The sequence below is a fragment of the Bradyrhizobium sp. 153 genome (genome assembly GCF_023073835.1).
GTDB lineage: Bacteria > Pseudomonadota > Alphaproteobacteria > Rhizobiales > Xanthobacteraceae > Bradyrhizobium.
In genome coordinates, this window is record NZ_JADPKH010000041.1 from 1 (window position 1) to 18,526 (window position 18,526).

Sequence of the window (18,526 nt, forward strand, 5' to 3'; positions counted from 1 at the left end):
CGGTTTTGGTCCACGGCATGGTGTCCTCCCTCGAATCTTTGCAAATCCGAAGGAATCACAAGCCGGCCAAAACCGCTCACCCTTTTTCGGTCAGGCTCTCAGGATGAGGCCACGTTGGCGCTCGTTGAAACTTTTGCCGCACACTCCGCCCTCATCCTGAGGGCCCGCCGAAGGCGGGCGTCTCGAAGGATGGCCGCAGGGGAGGAGTGTTGCGATCGCCCTGCCATCGCAAACAGAGCCTCGAAAAACGACGGCGAGGGGCTAGCGCTCGTGGTTCAATGGATCTCACCTCGCCAAATGCCGCGTGAAGATCCGCACCACGTGCCCCTTCACCCGTGGCGCTTCGTCGTAGAGGTCTGACGCGATCCGCTCGATGGTCTCGCGCAGCGACAGGAATTGCGCCTGGCGCGCGCTGCTTTCGGTGCCCTGCATGCCCGCGAGCTCGTCCATCGCGGCGTCGCTGATCTGGCACTGCACCACATCGCCATCGTTCAGCATGGTGAAGCGAAAGGCCAGCCGTTCGAGATCATGGCCAATGATCTTGTCGCGCATGAGTGGCATCAAGTCGTCCCGGTCGAACCCCCGCGCCGGACAATGCTGAAAATTTCTTTGCTTGTCACCATGTCTAGGGGTGGGTTAGCCCAAGGCGTAACCCACCTATTGTCGCGATAGTGGATTACGCCGAGCGGACTGCGCTTCGTACAGCGGCGGGCCTGACCCGCCTGCGTTCTCAGTAAACGAGGGCCGCGCCTGTGGGTTTCTCCAGCGCAGTCGCCAGGGACTTGTACTCCTCGCAATCACGCCCGCAGATCGCAGCGATGCGGTCCAGGTGAAACATTGCCTGCTCGCGGTTGCCCTGCTCGAGCTGCCAAAGCCCATAATACTGCCAGGTCAGCACGTGATTCGGATCGGCCTTCAGCGCGCGCTCGTACCAAATCTCCGACTGCTTGTAGTCGCCGAGCTTGCGATATGAGTAACCGATGAGATTGGCGACGGTCGGATGATCGTCGTGGCCGAGCGCCTTCAATTGCTCGATCGCGACCGCATAATCGTTGCGCTCGTAGATCGTGTCATAGGCCGCGCGGTAGCTGGCCGCGAATGCGGGATCCCCGATGCTGGACTGGTTGTTCGGCTTCTTGCCTTTCTGGGTTGCCCTTGGCTTGGAGCGTTTCGGGTAGGTGGGCTGCGCTTTCTGATCCGAATAGGCGCCCGCATAGGGGTCCATGGAGCTGATGCCACCACCTCCACCGCCTCCTCCGCCGCCCGCGGCCAATACCGGCGAAGCGAACAGCGCCGCTGCGACCGTTCCCAGCACGACGATTCTGATCATCGCTGTGATCATTCCTGTCTCCTGCTTCTGCGGCCCCGGATGACGTGATAACCCTGTCATGGCGGCGATATTCCGGGATGATTGCGCTCTCACTGAGACGCCAGCGTCGGGCGTGCGACAGTCTTGCTGCCAGATCCTGCCGGCAAGCGGGAGGGACGCGCTACTGAAACGCGACCTCGGCGAAACTCCTCAGCTTTCGCGAATGCAGCCGCTCCGATTCCTGCTGCTTGAGCCGCTCCAGGGCCTTCAGGCCGATCTCGAGATGCTGGCCGACGCGACGGCGATAGAACTCGCTGGCCATGCCCGCTAGCTTGATCTCGCCGTGCAGCGGCTTGTCGGAGACGCAGAGCAGTGTGCCGTAGGGGACGCGGAAGCGGTAGCCGTTGGCGGCGATCGCGGCCGATTCCATGTCGAGCGCGACCGCACGTGATTGCGACAGGCGGCGGATCACCGCCGGCCCGGAAATCTCCCAGTTGCGGTTGTCGACGCTCGCGACGGTGCCGGTGCGCATCAGCCGCTTGAGCTCGAAGCCTTCCAGCCCGGTGACGTCCTCGACCGCCTCCTCGAGCGCAACCTGCATCTCGGCCAGCGCCGGGATCGGCACCCACAGCGGTAGCTCACGATCGAGCACATGATCCTCGCGCACATAACCATGCGCGAGCACGTAGTCGCCAAGCCGCTGCGTGTTGCGCAGGCCTGCGCAATGGCCGAGCATTAGCCAGGCATGCGGGCGCAACACGGCGACATGATCGGTGACATTGCGCGCATTGGATGGTCCCGTGCCGATATTGATCAGGCTGATGCCGCGATAGCCGGGCGCGACCAGATGGAAGGCCGGCATCTGCGGCACGCGCAATGGCGGCGTGCCGCTGATCGAGCCAGCATTGCGCGTGATGACGTTGCCCGGCGCGACAAAGGCTTCGAGGCCGGCCTCGCCGGACTGAAGCCGCTGCTGGCAGAGCTGCGCGAAGGCATCGACATAGAATTGGTAATTGGTGAAGATGACGAAGTTCTGGAAGTATTCGGGATCCGTGCCGGTGTAGTGATAGAGCCGTCGCAGCGAGTAATCGACGCGCGCAGCGCGGAACAGGGATAGCGGCTCGGGCGCGCCGGGCTGGAGCTCGAAGGTACCGTCGGCGATCGAATCGTCCATCGTGGCAAGATCAGGCACGTCGAACGCATCGCGCAGCGATCGCGTGATGGCCGAGTTCTCGCCGGTGGTGATGGCGGCTTCGATGTTGATGTCGCGGCGATAGGCGAAGTGGATCGGGATCGGCTCGGCGGATTCCCCGATCTCGACGGGAACACCGTGGTTCTGGACCAGCAGTCCGATCTGCTCGGTGAGATAGGCACGGAACAGATCCGGCCGCGTCACGCTGGTCTCGTGCACGCCGGGGCCGGCGACGAAACCGTAGGACAGGCGCGAATCCAGCCGCGCATGCGTCGCGGTGGTGACGCGGACGAAGGGATAATAGGCCCGGACCCGCGTCGTGACCGCTTCGCCGCCAACATAGGCCTCGAACCGGTCGCGCAGGAATTTCGTGTTGCGCTCGTAGATCTCTTCGAGACGGGCGACGGCAAGGTCAGCGTCAGAGAAGGATTCGGTGGCGATGGGGGGTGGAGATTGCATGGTCGACCGCTGGGTTGCTGTTTGCAATCGCAGTATAACAAAGTGACAGCCAAGTCGTGGAGATGACGCGCTTTCGGGCGTCACTTCTCCCGGAACGCCCGCATCAGCTGGTCGTGCAGCGGCTTCATCAGATATGACAGCATGGTGCGGTCGCCGGTCTGGACGAAGGCTTCCACGGGCATGCCCGGGATCATCTTGACGTCGCCGAGACGGGCGATCTCTTGCGCCGGCATCGAGACGCGGATGGTGTAATAGCTCTGGCCGGTGCGCTGGTCGCTGGTGACGTCGGGTGATACGCGGCTAACGACGCCATTGAGCTCAGGCGTGGTGCGCTGGTTGAAGGCGGACAGGCGCAACAGCGTCTTCTGGCCGATCTGGAGCTTGTCGATGTCGACCGGGTTGACCTTGGCCTCGACCTGGAGGTCGTCGGCTTGCGGCACGATCAGCATCAGGGCATCGCCGGCGGTGACGACGCCGCCGACGGTGTGCACCGTCGATTGCAGCACCATGCCGTCCTGCGGCGCGCGGATGTCGATGCGGCGGAGCTGGTCTTCGGCGGCGACCTTGCGCTCGATCAGCTCGCCGATCTTGTCGTTGGTCTCGCGCAGGTCCTTGGAGACCTCGCTGACCACGTCCTTGTCGATCTGGATGATCTGGAGCTCGGTCTCCGTGATCTTGCCCTTGGCCTGGGCGCGCGAAGCGATGTACTGCGCGCGCTCGCCGTTGAGGCGCGCCGAGTCGCGTTCGAGCTGGGTCAGGCGCGAGATCTGCACCAGGCGCTTGTCATAGAGCTCGCGCACGCCGGTGAGTTCGTTCTGCACCAGCGCGATCTCCTGGTCCTTGGCCTTCTCCTGCGCACTGAGGCCGGAAATTTCCTCGTTGAGCTGCGTGATGCGTTCGCGCAGCTGGGCCTTCTGCCCGGTGCGGCCGTTGACACGGACGTCGAACAGCTTGGTTTCGGCGGAGAGCAGCACCCTGACGTCGGGATCGTTGGCGCGCTCGAGGAGGGCTTGCGGGAATTCGATCTTGTCGAGACCGCGCTGCTCGGCCTGCAGTCGCGCCGCGCGCGCTTGCGCCGCATCGAGATTTTTGGTGACGATGGCGAGGTTGGCCTTGGTGACGGTGTCGTCGAGCCGCACCACGATATCGCCGGCCTTGACCACGTCGCCATCGCGGGCGCGCACCTCGCCGACCACGCCGCCGGTCGGATGCTGCACCTTTTTGACATTGGACTCGACTACGATCTGCCCTGGCGCGATCAGCGCGCCCGAGATCAGCACTGTTGAAGCCCAACCGCCGAGGCCGACGACGAGGACCATCACGATGGCGAGGCCGAGCATCAGGTGGAACTTGATCGAATCGCGCACGGTCTTTTTCGCGGCAGGCTTCGTGCCGCCGATCGCCAACGTGCTCATGACTTTGGCACTCCACCTTCGCTGACGATCTTGATCGGCGCCGGCGGCGATACGCGCGGCTGCAGCACCTGGGCCAGGACCTGCTCCTTCGGGCCGAAGGCCTGCATGCGGCCGTCGCGCAGCACCAGGATCTGGTCGACCGCCTCGACGCCGATCGGGCGGTGCGCCACCACGACGACAATGGCGCCGCGCTCGCGCGCCGAGCGGATGGCGCGGGTCAGCGCCTCGTCGCCTTCGGTGTCCAAGTTTGAGTTGGGCTCGTCGAGCACGACCAGGAACGGATTGCCGTAGAGCGCGCGCGCCAGCGCCACACGCTGCGCCTGACCTGCGGACAGCGCGGCGCCCTGCTCGCCGACCTGCGTGTTGTAGCCCTCGCGCATCTTGATGATCATCTCGTGCACGCCGGCCTCCTTGGCCGCGGCGATGATCGCGTCGGAGGTGGCCTCGGGATCGAACCGGCTGATGTTCTGCGCGATGGTGCCGCCGAACAATTCGACGTCCTGCGGCAAATAGCCGATGTGGCGACCGAGCGTGTCGGAGGACCATTGGTCGAGCGCGGCGCCGTCGAGACGCACCTTGCCGCGCACCGGCTGCCAGACGCCGACCAGCGCGCGGATCAGCGACGACTTGCCGGAGCCGCTTGGCCCGATCACGCCGAGGCCGTTGCCGGCGGCGAGCGCGAAGGTGACGTCCTGCACGATGAGGCGCTGGTCGCCGGGAGCCACCATGGCGACGCCTTCGACCGAGAGCCGGCTGGTGGGCGCCTGCAATTGGGTCGGCATCGCCTGCGCCGGCATCTGTTCGAGGAGCCGCGTGAGACGCTGCCAGCTCTGGCGGGCCGCGACGAAGGATTTCCAGTGCGCAATCGCAAGATCGACCGGCGCCAGCGCGCGGGCGGAGAGGATCGAGCCGGCGATGATGATGCCGGCCGTCGCCTCCTGATGGATCACGAGATAGGCGCCGACCGCGAGCACGGCCGATTGCAGCATCATGCGCAGCACCTTTGCGACCGCGCCGAGGCCGCCGGCGACGTCGCTCGCCCGCTGATTGCCGGCGAGATATTTTTCGTTGGCCTCGCTCCAGCGCTGGTTCATCCGGCCGGCCATGCCCATCGACACCATGACTTCGGCATTGCGGCGGCTGGCCTGGGCGAGATCGTTGCGCTGGGCGGCAAGCCCCATCGCTTCGCGCGCCGGCTGGCGGGACATGAACTCGGTGACGAGCGTCAGTCCCACCAAGATGATGGCACCGGCAAGCGCGGTGACGCCGATCAGGACGTGGAAGGCGAAGCAGATGGCGAGATAGAGCGGCAGCCAGGGCAGGTCGAAAAATGCGCTTGGCCCCATGCCGCCGAGGAAGGAGCGGACGTTATCGAGGTCGCGCAGCGGCTGCAGGCCCTCGTTGCGGCTGCCGACGATGAGCGGCAGGCGCACGATGGTGTCGAACACGCGCTTGTTGAGGGCCTCGTCCAGCGCGGTTCCGATCCGCCCCAAGATCCGGTTGCGGATCATGTCGAGCACGCCCTGCGCCATGTAGAGGAAGCTGGCGAGGATGATGAGGCCGACCAGGGTCGGAATGCTGCGGCTCGGCAGCACCCGGTCGTAGACCTCCAGCATGAAGATCGATCCGGTCAGATAGAGCAGGTTGATCATGCAGCTCATCAAGCCGACGCCGACGAACGCCGAGCGACAAGCTCGCAAGGCGTCACCGAGCTCTGAACGGCGGACGCCAGGGATGGCTGCCATCAGTCTGATCTCTTTCGGGTGAGGGGCAAAGCCCCCTGATTTCAAAGGCGAATTGAGGGTACTTGACCCGGATTAACAACGCGTTTTCCGCGCGTCCAACGCAGTCGACCTAATCCGGGCCCGATGAGCCACATCTACCCCTGGCAGCCTTCCGCGCAAGTCCGGAATTTCACAGGCTTGCGGCTTTTTCTTGCAGGCTTTCAGGCTCTTCCCGGAAAAGGCTGAAAGTTCCAATCGGCGAACGCCGGGCTAAAACCGGCCCCCGCCGCGCACCAGTCGCACCACGAGAAGCAGAATGACCGCGCCGATGGCGGAATAGACGATCTCGGACACGAGCCCGGTGCCGAGACGAATACCGAGCTTTGGAAACAGGAAGCTTGCGATCAGGGCGCCGGCGATGCCGACCACGATGTCGCCGATAATGCCGAATCCGGTCCCGCGCACCACCTTGCCGGCAAGCCAGCCAGCAACCAGGCCGACGAACAGGATGACGAGCAGCCCTTCGTTGGAAATGTGCATCGGTTACGTCCCTCTCCGTGAATGGCCTATGGAACCGAAGCCGGATGAATGGCGTCTGAATGGGTGTTCGCCGCGCCCGACGGTAGACGCTGCGAGATGAATGCTACCGCCTACGACGCGACCACCGGCTCCGCCAGCACGCATCTGGCCGCCCGGCCCGGCGCGACCTCCACATTCGCAGGCAACTGCTCCAGGCAGCGCGGCTCGGCTAGCTTGCAGCGCGAGGCGAAGGAGCAATTGTGGGGTTTTTCCGCCAGCGACGGCGGCGTGCCGGGGATGGTTTCGAGCCGCTGCCCGCGCTTGGCGCCGTGGATGGTGGAGGCGAGCAGGCCCTTGGCGTAGGGATGCACCGGCGAGCGGACGATGTCACGCAGGCTCCCCTGCTCCACGATCTGGCCGGCATACATCACCGCGACGCGATCGCAGATCTCGATGGCCACGCCGATGTCGTGGGTGACGAAGATGACGGACATGCCGAACTCGCGCTGCAGCTCGCGCAGCAGCAAGAGTATCTGGATCTGCACGGTGGCATCGAGCGCAGTGGTCGGCTCGTCCGCGAGCAGAATCTTCGGCCGGCAGGCGAGCGCCAGCGCGATCATCGCGCGCTGGCGCATGCCGCCGGACATCTCATGCGGATAGGCATCCAGCCGCCGCTTGGCCGAGGGGATGCGCACGACCTCGAGCATTTCGAGCGCTCGCGCCCGCCCTTCCGCAAAGCTCTTGCCTTCATGGCGCACGACGCTTTCGGCGATCTGCGCGCCAATGGTGTAGACCGGATCGAGCGCGAGCGCGGGCTCCTGGAAGATCATCGAGACGGTCTGGCCGCGGAAGGACGAAAGCTCTTCGTCGTTCATGGCGAGCACGTCGCGGCCCATCACGTTGACCGTGCCCGCAATCTGCGTGCGCTTCTTCGGCAACAGCCGCATCAGCGCACGCAATGTCACGCTCTTGCCCGAGCCGGATTCGCCGAGCAGGCCCAGCACCTCACTGTTTCCGAGCGAGAGGCTGAGATCGTTCACGGCATAGACCGTGCGCTCCCCGGTGAAGCGGATGTTGAGGCGTGAGATCTCGACGAGTTTTGTCATGACGGAAGTTTCGGCAATCGATCGTGATAGTCGGTGACGCGCTGGAACGCGGCGCCGATGGTGAGCAAGGTGGCCTCATCGAACGAGCGGCCGATCAGCTGCATGCCGATCGGCAGGCCGCTTTTGCTGAAGCCGGACGGCACCGTGAGCGACGGCAGGCCGAGGAAGTTCACCGGGCGGGTGAACAACGTCAGCCGCTGCAACAGCGCCGGCGCGTTCGGGCCGCCGCCGACGTCGCTCTCCTCGATTGTCGGCGCCGGCACAGGGGATGCCGGCGCGATCACCGCGTCGACGGCCGCGGTGGCCGCGTTGTGGGCAGCAAGTGCTGGGCCGCGCCAGCGCATCGCCTCGAGATAAGTGATGGCGGGAACCGCGAGCCCGTTCTGAAGCCGCATCAGGACCTGCGCGCCGTAATCTTGCGGACGCTCGATCATCCAGCGCTTGTGGAACGCGGCGGCTTCGGCCGCAAGCACGAGCTGGCTCGCCGAGGACAGTTGCCGCTGGTCCGGCAGCTCGACCGTGACGATGTCGGCGCCCTCGCGTTTGAGCACGGCAATAGTCTCGTCCAGCACGCGCGCGACCTCGCTGTCGAGATCGTCGACATAGAAGGACGCGGGTACCCCTAATTTCAGACCCTTCAGAGAGCCCTTGGTCGCAGCCACGTAATCCGACAACGGCTCGTGGCTACAGGTCGAATCCAAGGGGTCCGCACCGGCGAGCAGGGCCAGCAGCAGCGCGCAATCCTCGGCGGTGCGGGCGAGCGGACCGACCGTGTCGAGCGATTGCGACAGCGGCATCGCACCGGCACGGCTGACGCGCCCGACGGTGGTCTTGAGGCCTGTGACGCCGCAGAAATGCGCGGGCATGCGGATCGAGCCGCCGGTGTCCGAGCCGAGCGCCGCATAAGTCAAACGCGCAGCAACCGCCGAACCGGAACCGGATGAGGACCCGCCGGTGATGTGGGCCACGTTCCAGGGATTGCGCACCGGGCCGTAATGGGCGTTGTGCCCGGTCGGGCCGTAGGCGAATTCGGCGAGGTGCAGCGTGCCCAGCCGGACCTGGCCCGCATCCTTCAGCCGCTGCAAGGCGGTGGAGGTCACGGTCGGAACGAAGTCGCGGCGGATCAGCGAGCCGCAGGTCGAAACCTTGCCGGCGTCGTAATACATGTCCTTGTGCGCGAGCGGCACGCCGTGCAGCGGACCACGAACGTTATTCTTGGCGAGCTCGGCGTCGGCGGCCTCGGCCGCCTTCAGCGCGGCTTCCGCCTCGATGGACATGAAGGCATTGAGATGCGGCTGCCACTGCGCGATGCGTTGCAGCAACGCGCGTGTGACCTCATGCGAGGAGACCTGCTTCATCGCGATCGCACGCGCGACCTCGGTGAGCGTCATCAAGGCAGGATCGGTGCTCATTTCGACACCTTCTGCGTCTGCGCGAGCACATGCCCGGCGGGCTCGAGATCGAACGGCAGTGTGCCGGCAATGGCCGCAAAGCCCTCGAAGGCAGGCCCGATGGAGTTGGAGATGCGGGTTGCGATCTCGTCATCCACGGGAACGCCGGCGATCCGTGCGATCGGCTTGATCTCTTTCGGTGTCGGTCTCGTCATGCGGTCTTCTCCCTCGGCGCGCTGCTATGGCCTGAATCTGGGATCGCCATGTAGCACGCAGCCTCGTGGCCCATATTATCGAGCGCAGTGAGCTTTGGCGTCGCATTTGCGCAGAGCGGCTCCGCAAACGGACATCGGGTGTGGAAGCGGCAGCCCGAGGGCGGGTCGATCGGATTGGGCGGATCGCCCGTGATTGGCGGCGTCTCGGTGCGGCTATCAGGGTCGGAAGACGGCATCGCCGCCAGCAGCGCGCGCGTATAGGGATGCGCCGGCTGGTCCCAGACCTGGTCGACCGGGCCGAGCTCGACGACTTCCCCGAGATACATCACCAGCACACGGTCGCTGATGTAGCGAACGACATTGAGGTCGTGGCTGATGAACAGATAGGTCAGGCCGAACTCGCGCTTGAGATCGGCCAGCAGATTGAGCACCTGCGCCTCGACGGACTTGTCGAGCGCGGAGACGGCTTCGTCCAGGATCACCAGTCGCGGCGACAGCGCCAGGGCGCGCGCGATGTTGACGCGCTGGCGTTGGCCGCCGGAGATTTCGTGCGGATAACGGCTGGCGAAGTTTTCGGGGCGCAGGCCAACCTTACCGAGCAACTCGCGCGCCAGCGTGCGCGCTGCGTTATCGGCCATGCCGTGGACCTTGGGGCCGAAGGCAATGGATTCCTCGATCGTCAGCCGCGGATTAAGTGAGGCGTAGGAATCCTGGAAAACCATCTGCATGCCGCGGCGAAGCTCGCGCAAGCTCAGCGACTGACCGACGATCATGCCATCATAGATGATGTCGCCGGTGTCGCGCGGCATCAGATGCATCAAGAGGCGCGCGGTGGTCGATTTGCCGCAGCCGGACTCCCCGACGATGCCGACGGTCTCGCCCTTAGCGACGGCGAAGGAGACGTTGTCGACGGCACGCACGGTGCGCTTGGTGGCGAACAGGCCGCCGCGCACGGGGAAGTGTTTTGTCAGGCCATTGACCTGAAGCAGCGGCTGCGCGACGCCGCCGCGGTCCTCGACCGGTTCAAGCATTTCGATTGGCTGATCCGTCGTCATTGCCGCGCGGCAAACTCGATAGAGCGGAGCCCCTCACCCGGATTGTGTCTGACGATACAACATAGCTGAACCTTCGCTTCGGGGTTCTTAAGAACGGCCCCAGAAGGCGGCCTATGTCTCTCCCTACGGGAGAGGTGTGGCACCATCAACGCCGCGAAAGTCTGCGTCTCTCTCATCATCGTTAGTTCCTGATGTCCATGGCGCTGCGCAGGCCGTCCGAGAGCAGATTGAAGCAAATCGAGACCGCGAAGATCATCGCGCCCGGGAGCGCTGCGACCCAGGGATTGACGTAGATCGCCGTGCGCAAGGTGTTCAACATCAGGCCCCATTCCGGCTCCGGCGGCTTGGTGCCGAGGCCGAGGAAGGACAGACCTGCCGCCAAGATCATCGAGACCGAGATCAGGCTGGTGGCATAGACGAAGATCGCGCCGAGCACATTGCCAAGGATGTGCACGCGCATGATGGTGAAGGCGCCGGCGCCGGACGCGCGTGCGGCCTCGACGAAATCCATGTTGCGCACGCCGGTGGTGACGCTTTCGGCGACGCGGGTGATCTGCGGCACGAACACGACGGTCAACGACACGATGGAATTGAGGATGCCCGCCCCCAGCGCGCCGGAGATGGCGATGGCGAGCAGCACGGAGGGGAAGGCATAGAACACGTCGACCGTGCGCATGATCGCGGTGTTGAGCCTGCCGCCGACATAGCCGGCGACGAGGCCGAGCGAGGTGCCGATGCAGAAGGCGAGGATCACGGGCAAAATGCCGATGACCAACGACAGCCGCCCCCCATAAATCAACCGCGCCAGCATGTCGCGCCCGAGCTCGTCGGTGCCGAGCGGATAGCCTGTCGTTCCGATGTGGCGGAGGCGGCGGATCATCGAGCCCTTGTAGGGATCTGCGAGACCCAGCCATGGCGCGAGGATCGCCGACAGGAAGATCAGCAGCAGCACCAGCGCGCAGGCCATGCTGACCTTGTCGCGCATGATGCGGCGTCCGACAGTCGCCCAATAGCCGCGCGCCTTGGTCACGGGTGCGGCCTGAAGTGCGGCGTCACTGGTGGCGGACAACGGAAGCTCGCTCATCCCGCTAGCCCCGCTTGATGCGTGGGTCGATCGCGGCTTGCGCGATGTCGACCAGCAGATTGAGGAACACGAAAAACAGCGCCAGGATCAGGATCGTGCCTTGCAGCAGCGGCAGATCGCGCTGGAAGATCGCGGAGTTGAGCAGGAAACCGGAGCCCGGCCAGGAGAACACGGTCTCGATCAGGATCGAGCCGCCCAGCATGTAGCCGAGCTGAAGCCCCATCACCGCGAGCGCGGTCGGCGCTGCATTCTTGATGACGTGGCGGAATACGCCGGTTTCACGCAGACCTTTGGCGCGCAATGCTTCGACAAAATCCTGGCTGAGAATGTCGCCGGTGAGCGCACGCACGGTGCGGGTGACGATGCCCATCGGGATCACCGAGGTCGTGATCGCAGGCAGCACGAGATATTTCAGGTGCGCCCAATCCCAGGCCCACGAGTTGGAGCCGTTGGGCCCGGCGCCGATCGCGGGCAGCCAGTTCAGCTGCACCGAGAAGATGATGACGAGCAGCATGCCGAGCCAGTAATGCGGCACCGAGACGCCGGCGATCGCAAAGGAGGTCGCGACCTTGTCGATCCAGGTCTCGCGAAAATAACCGGCGATCAAGCCGAGCAGGATGCCCATGGTGAAGCCGATGATGGCTGCGGCAATCGCCAGCGTGACGGTGTTGCCGACCGCGCGCATGACCTCGGCCAGCACGGGACGACCCGTAGCGATGGAATTGCCGAGATCGCCGTGGAGCGCACGCAGCAGCCAGAGCCCGAACTGCACCGGTAGCGGCCGGTCGAAGCCATAGGCGGCGCGCAGCTGCGCTGCGAGCTCCTGCGAGGCATCGGCTGGCAGTACGGCGACCAGGGGATCGCCAGGTGTGATGTGCACGAGCAGAAAGCACACCAGCGCCACGCTGATGACGATCGGGACGACATAGACGATGCGTCTGGCGATGTAGGCGAGCACGTTGAGTTCTTTCTTTCTTCTCCCCTTGTGGGAGAAGGTGGCGCGCGCAGCGCGCCGGATGAGGGGTTTTATCCGCGAGTACAATCATTCCGAATGCAAGAGAGGCTCCCGCGGAGAGAACCCCTCACCCGTCTCGCCGCTGCGCGGCGAGACACCCTCTCCCGCAAAGGGAGAGGGTGCACTGAGCAGGTCGCCAGAACTACTGCGCGATCGACACCGGCGAGAAGTCGATGAACCAGCTCTTCGGCTGCACGACGCCTGTCACCTTCGGGCTCATGGCGCGCGGGCCGACGTCGTGGGCGACGTAGAGGAAGGCGGCGTCGTCGACGGAGGCTGCGTGCAGTTCGGCGAGCGCGGCGTCACGCGCGGCAGGATCGAAGGTCTGGCGTGCCTTCTTCACCAGCTCGTCGAATTTCGGGTTGTTGATGAAGCCCCAATTGTTCGACACCGGCGGCGCCATGCCCGATTGCAGGAAGCGCACCAGCGCGAAGAACGGGTCCATCGCCGCATAGGTGACGTTGGTCGCGTTCGCACCGTTGGCGCTAGCGTCCTTGGCGCCGCGGCGCCAGTTGGTGAATAGCGTGTTCCATTCGATGACGTCGAGCTGCACGTCGAAATAGCATTCGGCCAGCGCCTGCTGGAGATATTCGTTCATCGGCAGCGGCTGCATCTGGCCCGAGCCGGAGGCTGATGTCTGGGTCTTCACCGTCAGCTTCTTGTTCGGGCCGAAGCCGGCCTCCTGCATCAGCTTTTGCGCAGCCGCCTTGTCATACTTGATCTCGAAGCTCGGTTTGCCGCGCCAGGGATGGCCGGGCTCGAAGGTGCCAGTCGCCGGCACCATCAGGCCGGCGAGTAGGCCGTCCCTGAGGCCATCGCGATCGACGCAGAGGTTCGCGGCCTTGCGCACGCGGATGTCGTTCCAAGGCGAGCCCTCGACACGCGAGAACTGCCAGGGCCAGACATGCGGCTGCTCGTTGGCGTAGAGCTTGAAGCCGCGCTGCTTGAGCTCGGGCAGCGCATCCGGCGCCGGAGCCTCGACCCAATCGACCTGGCCGGAGAGCAGCGCGGCGGTGCGCGCATTGGCTTCGGGCATCGGCAACAGCACCATCTTGTCGATCTTCGGCACGCGCGCCTTGTCCCAATAGTTCGCGTTCTTGACCAGCTCGAGCCGCTCGCGCGGCGTGAAGCTCGCCATCTTCCACGGGCCGGTGCCCGAGGCGTCCCTGGCAAACGCCGTCCAGGCGGCTTGCGACTTCGCCTTGGCGTCAGGGCCTTCCGCCTTGTCGTAGAAGGCCTGCCACTTCGTCGGACTCGCCATGAACAGGTTGGTGAGGTTGATCGGCAGGAAGCTGTCGGGTTCCTTGGTGGTGAGTTCGACCGTCATGTCGTCGATCTTCTTCGCCGACGCCAGCGTCGGCATGCGCGAAGCCGTAACGCCGACCTGGCTGGCGTCGAATTGCGGCGCGTCCTGCTTCAAGACCTTCTCGACGTTCCACACCACGGCGTCCGCATTGAACGGCGAGCCGTCATGGAAGGTGACGCCGGGGCGCAGCTTGAACACCCACTTGGTCTTGTCGGCATCGTCGACTTTCCACTCGATGGCAAGGCCGGGGATTACCACGCTCGCCTTGTCGGCCGAGGACAGGTCCCAGCCGGTGAGCCCGTCATACATGGTAAGGCCGGTGAAGCGATTGCCTTCAAAACCCTGGTCAGGCTGGCCCAGGGTGCGCGGAATATCGACGGCGGTCATGCCAATGCGCAGCACAGTTTCGGCACTGGCCATGCGCGGCCATGCGGCGGCGGTCGTTAGAGCGAGCACCGCGATCAATGCCGCGCGTGTGGTCTTCTTGATAAGCATCGCCTCAATCCTTTTCCGGCTTGGATGACTATTTTTGATGCAATCGTATGCAATGGCTATGCCAAAGAGAAACTTATTCTGCCATTTGTCACTGCGACGACAAGTCCTTGTGGGTCGCGCGAGGGTAAACGCGTGGCATTGCCTATTCTGGCATCAAGATTGCAAGTTCGGCCCCGACGTCTCCTGGGAGCTTGGGGCCAATGCGTATTCGATTGTCGACCTGTCTCGCCGTGCTTGCGCTAGCGTTGTCCGCGATGGCGGCGCGCGCCGAAACGGTGGTGCGCTACGGCATCTCGATGGCGGACATTCCGCTGACGACGGGTCAGCCCGATCGCGGCGCCGGTGCTTATCAGTTCACCGCCTACACGATCTACGATCCCTTGGTGGCCTGGGAGATGGACGTCGCCGACCGCCCCGGCAGGCTGGTGCCGGGGCTCGCCACCGAATGGAAGGTCGATGATACCGACAAGACCAAATGGCGCTTTACTTTGCGCAAAGGCGTGACGTTTCACGACGGCAGCGAGTTCAATGCCGATGCAGTAATCTGGAATCTGGACAAAGTGCTCAACGACAAGGCGCCGCAATTCGACAAGCGGCAGAGCGCGCAGGTGAAGACCCGCCTTCCCTCGGTCGCGAGCTACGCCAAAATCGACGACTTCGCGGTGGAGATCACCACCAAGACGATCGACTCCTTCTTTCCCTACCAGATGCTGTGGTTCCTGGTATCGAGCCCGGCGCAATACGAAAAGCTCGGAAAGGATTGGGACAGGTTCGCAAGCCAACCCTCCGGGACCGGTCCATTCAAACTGACAAAGCTGGTGCCGCGCGAGCTCGCCGAGCTCACCAAGAACCCGGACTACTGGAACAAGAAGCGCATTCCGAAGGCCGATAAGATCGTGCTGGTGCCGATGCCGGAGGCGCTGACGCGCACAAACGCTCTGCTTGCGGGCCAAGTAGATTTGATCGAGACGCCGGCGCCAGACGCCGTGCCGCAGCTGAAAGCGGCCGGCATGAAGCTCGTCGACAACGTCACGCCGCATGTCTGGAACTATCATCTGAGCGTGCTGCCGGGCTCGCCCTGGACCGACATCCGCCTGCGCAAAGCACTGAACCTCGCGATCGATCGCGAGGGGGTGGTCGCCCTGATGAACGGCTTGGCAAAACCTGCCAAGGGTCAGGTTGATCCCTCCAGCCCGTGGTTCGGTAAGCCGAGCTTCGAGCTGAGATATGATCTCGCCGCGGCCAAGAAGCTGGTCGAAGAGGCCGGCTACTCCAAGGCGAAGCCACTGAAGACCACCTTCATCATTGCGCAGGGCGGCACCGGCCAGATGCTGTCCCTGCCGATGAATGAATTCCTGCAGCAGAGCTTCAAGGAGATCGGCATCGAGATCGACTTCAAGGTGGTCGAGCTCGAGACGTTATATACACACTGGCGCAAAGGCGCGGCCGACGAGATGAACGCCGGCATCACCGCCAACAACATCGCCTATGTCACCTCCGACCCGCTCTACGCCATCGTCCGCTTCTTCCATTCCGGGCAGATCGCGCCGGTCGGCGTCAACTGGGGTGGCTACAAGAACCCTGAGGTCGATGCACTGATCGACAAGGCCAAGCAGACGTTCGATTCCGCCAAACAGGACGCTCTGCTGGCGCAGGCGCATGCGCTGATCGTGAACGATGCCACGCTGGTCTGGGTGGTCCACGACACCAATCCGCACGCGCTCTCGCCGAAGATCAAGCAGTTCGTGCAGGCGCAGCACTCAGGATTTGACGACGATCGGGGTGGAGTGAGGCGCGACAAGCCCCGCGGTCGTAGGGTGGGCAAAGCGAGCGTGCCCGCCTCTTCAAGCGGACCCAAGGAGAGGTGGTGGGCACGGCGCTTCGCGCCTTCGCCCACCCTACGGGAGCGGTGACGCGAGCTACTACTTCGTCAGCAGCGCATAAGCCCCGGTCCACCCTTCCGGTGGCGGCGTCAGCTGGAAATCTCTGATCCGCGCTTCATAGAGCCTGAACAGCTTCTCCAGCGTGTCGGCGTCTTCGCTCTTGCGCCCGCGCTCGATCGCGTCCAGTGCGCCCTGCCAGTCGCGATTGCGATAGCAGCCGAGCATTTCGATGGTGATGTTGCGCAGGCGCTGGAAAGCGCCCGAATGCATCACGTCCTCACGGCCGGCGATGGCATAGATCACCTCCGGCTCGGTCTTGCCCTTGACCATGATGAAGTCGAGCTCGAGGATCGCGAACTTGTCCTTGGCCGCGAGCGCCGTCCTTGAGCCGACGATGATCGGGAAGCCGTATGCCTTGGTCTGCCCCTCAAGGCGCGAGGCGAGGTTCACGCTGTCGCCGAGCACGGAGTAGTTCTTCTTCAGATCGGAGCCCATGTTGCCGACCACGCCGATGCCGGTGTTGAGGCCGATTCCGACATTGAGCGGAATGTAGACGTGGCCGCCGTCGGCGGCTTCCTGCTCGCGCTCCTTATTGACCGCGTCGATCTGCTCCAGCATCTGGATCGCGGCCTCGCAGGCGTTGACCTCGTGCTCGGCATCGTCGAGCGGCGCGTTCCAGAACGCCATGATGGCGTCGCCCATGTATTTGTCGATGTAGCCCTTGCGCTCGATGATGACGTCGGTCAGCGGCGTCAGAAAACGGTTCATCAGCGCGATCAGCCCCTGCGGGTCGTGCTTGTAGCTCTCCGAGATCGAGGTGAAGCCGCGCACGTCGGAGAACATGATCGTCATCTCGCGCTCCTCGCCGCCGAGCACGAGCTTCTCCGGCGACTGTACGAGTTGCTCGACCAGAACCGGCGACATGTATTGCGCGAATTGTCCGCGGATCTGCACGCGCTGCCGCTGCTCGCGCACGAAACTGGCAAAGATCAGCGTCAGATAGATCGCCGTGGTCGACAGCAGGGGATAGGTAAAATCGATGAGGTAGCGGTACTGCGCGTAGAAGAACCAGGACACGCCGACCAGAATGGCGGCGAAGGTCGCGCCCACGAGCACCAGGCGCACCGGTCCGAGATTCGGCGCGAAGATGATGACCAGGAGGCCGATGATTAGCGCCGCTATCAGCTCAACCCCGAGCGCATAGTTCGGCTGGGAGACCACGGCGCCGCTCAGCACGCTCTCGAGCACCTGGGCATGGATCTCGACCCCCGGCATGGTCGAGGACACCGGCGTGGTCTTGATGTCGTTGAGCCCGACCGCGGAAGTGCCGACCAGCACCAGCTTGCCGGTGAGCTTGGCGGGCGGCGCGGTGTTGTCGAGCACGTCGGCCGCCGAGACGTAGATCGAGGGATCCTGCCGCGCATAATGTACCCAGAGCTGACCGTTCCTGTCGGTCGGGATCTCGAGGCCCTTGAGGCGCACGGCCCTGATGCCGGTCTTGTCGGTCCGGATCAGGAGCGTCGGCGTGCCGGTGGCGACGCGCAAAATCTCAAGGCTGAGCGAAGGCATGATGTTGCCCTGGGCGCGCATCACCATCGGCACGCGGCGGATCAGGCCGTCGCGCTCGGTCTTGATCGTGAACAGGCCGCGGCCGGCGGCGATCTTTTCGATGACGGGCACGTTGCGCAAGAGGCCGGGGAATTCGAACAGGAAGCGCTCGGCGCCCTCTTCGCCGACCGTGGCGACGCCGGTGAAGGGCAGGGACTTGTCAAGTTCGGAGGAGATCGCCGGCTGCCCGGTCTCGCCCAGCACCACGCGGGAGCCCTTGATCGCCTCAGCGAGGATCTGGTCGTTGGTCGGCAGCTCGCGCAGCTTGGCACGGGTGGCGTCGTCGAGATAGCGCATCTGGTTCGCGACCAGATCCGGATTGAGCCGATCGGCCTCCGAGAACACCACGTCGAAGCCGATCGCCACCGCGCCATTACTGGTGAGGTTCTGGATCAAATCGGCAATTCGCGTGCGCGGCCACGGCCATTGCCCGAGCTTGGCGAGGCTCTTGTCGTCGATGTCGACGATGGTAACAGGCCGCGCCGTCTTGTGACGCGGATCGATCAGCTGGAACATATCGAAGGTGCGCAGCCGCAATTCTTCCATCGGCGGCGGATCCCAGAGACGAGCGCCGGCAAACAGGACCAGCAGCGCGAGGCACATCAGCCGCGCAAAGCCGAACTTGCGCGCAAACCACCGCCGCAGGATTTTTAGACGTTTCATGCCGGTCGGGCTTCCTGTCCCGCCTCCTGCCGTGCGCACTGATCATGAAGCGTCCGCGCGCGATTTACTATGCCCTGGCGGCCGAGG

At 64.2% G+C, this 18,526-nt stretch carries 14 protein-coding genes and 1 pseudogene; 1 reads left to right on the plus strand and 14 read right to left on the minus strand.

What is annotated here, in order from left to right; all coding sequences use genetic code 11:
• Positions 1-285: 285 nt before the first annotated feature.
• The 13 genes from IVA91_RS11250 to IVA91_RS11310 form a co-directional block, all read right to left on the minus strand.
• Positions 286-561 carry a DUF1488 family protein gene (locus IVA91_RS11250; protein ID WP_247281690.1) on the minus strand — a complete coding sequence of 92 codons (276 nt, stop codon included), beginning with the start codon at positions 559-561 and terminating at the stop codon, positions 286-288.
• A 169-nt stretch (positions 562-730) separates the two neighbouring features.
• Positions 731-1,342, minus strand: coding sequence for a tetratricopeptide repeat protein (locus tag IVA91_RS11255; RefSeq protein ID WP_247281691.1), 612 nt, complete (start codon positions 1,340-1,342; stop codon positions 731-733).
• 148 nt (positions 1,343-1,490) lie between these two features.
• Positions 1,491-2,960, minus strand: a complete 1,470-nt coding sequence (locus IVA91_RS11260; protein WP_247281692.1) for an AMP nucleosidase — start codon at positions 2,958-2,960, stop codon at positions 1,491-1,493.
• A gap of 80 nt (positions 2,961-3,040) precedes the next feature.
• Positions 3,041-4,375 (minus strand): HlyD family type I secretion periplasmic adaptor subunit, encoded by a 1,335-nt coding sequence (locus tag IVA91_RS11265; RefSeq protein WP_247281693.1) that lies wholly within the window; start codon positions 4,373-4,375, stop codon positions 3,041-3,043.
• On the minus strand, positions 4,372-6,120 hold the full coding sequence (locus IVA91_RS11270) for a type I secretion system permease/ATPase (RefSeq protein WP_247281694.1): 1,749 nt from the start codon (positions 6,118-6,120) through the stop codon (positions 4,372-4,374). The genes IVA91_RS11265 and IVA91_RS11270 overlap by 4 nt, the downstream gene beginning before the upstream one ends.
• Before the next feature lie 249 nt (positions 6,121-6,369).
• The gene (locus tag IVA91_RS11275; protein ID WP_247281695.1) at positions 6,370-6,639 is read right to left on the minus strand and encodes a GlsB/YeaQ/YmgE family stress response membrane protein; all 270 of its coding nucleotides are present in this window, start codon (positions 6,637-6,639) and stop codon (positions 6,370-6,372) included.
• A gap of 110 nt (positions 6,640-6,749) precedes the next feature.
• Entirely contained in the window at positions 6,750-7,724 is a 975-nt protein-coding gene (locus IVA91_RS11280; protein ID WP_247281696.1) for an ABC transporter ATP-binding protein, read from the minus strand.
• Entirely contained in the window at positions 7,721-9,136 is a 1,416-nt protein-coding gene (locus tag IVA91_RS11285) for an amidase (RefSeq protein ID WP_247281697.1), read from the minus strand. Before IVA91_RS11285 ends, IVA91_RS11280 begins: the two co-directional genes overlap by 4 nt.
• Positions 9,133-9,330 carry a hypothetical protein gene (locus IVA91_RS11290; protein ID WP_247281698.1) on the minus strand — a complete coding sequence of 66 codons (198 nt, stop codon included), beginning with the start codon at positions 9,328-9,330 and terminating at the stop codon, positions 9,133-9,135. Before IVA91_RS11290 ends, IVA91_RS11285 begins: the two co-directional genes overlap by 4 nt.
• The gene (locus tag IVA91_RS11295) at positions 9,327-10,361 is read right to left on the minus strand and encodes an oligopeptide/dipeptide ABC transporter ATP-binding protein (protein WP_247281699.1); all 1,035 of its coding nucleotides are present in this window, start codon (positions 10,359-10,361) and stop codon (positions 9,327-9,329) included. The genes IVA91_RS11290 and IVA91_RS11295 overlap by 4 nt, the downstream gene beginning before the upstream one ends.
• 205 nt (positions 10,362-10,566) lie before the next feature.
• Positions 10,567-11,469: an ABC transporter permease gene (locus IVA91_RS11300; protein ID WP_247281700.1), complete on the minus strand. Its 903-nt coding sequence runs from the start codon at positions 11,467-11,469 to the stop codon at positions 10,567-10,569.
• Positions 11,470-11,473: 4 nt separating this feature from the next.
• Entirely contained in the window at positions 11,474-12,427 is a 954-nt protein-coding gene (locus tag IVA91_RS11305; RefSeq protein WP_247281701.1) for an ABC transporter permease, read from the minus strand.
• Between the two features lie 199 nt (positions 12,428-12,626).
• Positions 12,627-14,285 carry an ABC transporter substrate-binding protein gene (locus IVA91_RS11310; protein ID WP_247281702.1) on the minus strand — a complete coding sequence of 553 codons (1,659 nt, stop codon included), beginning with the start codon at positions 14,283-14,285 and terminating at the stop codon, positions 12,627-12,629.
• Positions 14,286-14,485: 200 nt separating this feature from the next.
• Between IVA91_RS11310 and IVA91_RS11315 the strand changes: the two are divergent.
• A pseudogene (locus IVA91_RS11315) lies at positions 14,486-16,076 on the plus strand (ABC transporter substrate-binding protein).
• Between the two features lie 131 nt (positions 16,077-16,207).
• On the opposite strand, the gene IVA91_RS11320 reads toward IVA91_RS11315, so the two are convergent.
• The gene (locus IVA91_RS11320) at positions 16,208-18,439 is read right to left on the minus strand and encodes an adenylate/guanylate cyclase domain-containing protein (protein WP_247281704.1); all 2,232 of its coding nucleotides are present in this window, start codon (positions 18,437-18,439) and stop codon (positions 16,208-16,210) included.
• Positions 18,440-18,526: the final 87 nt, after the last annotated feature.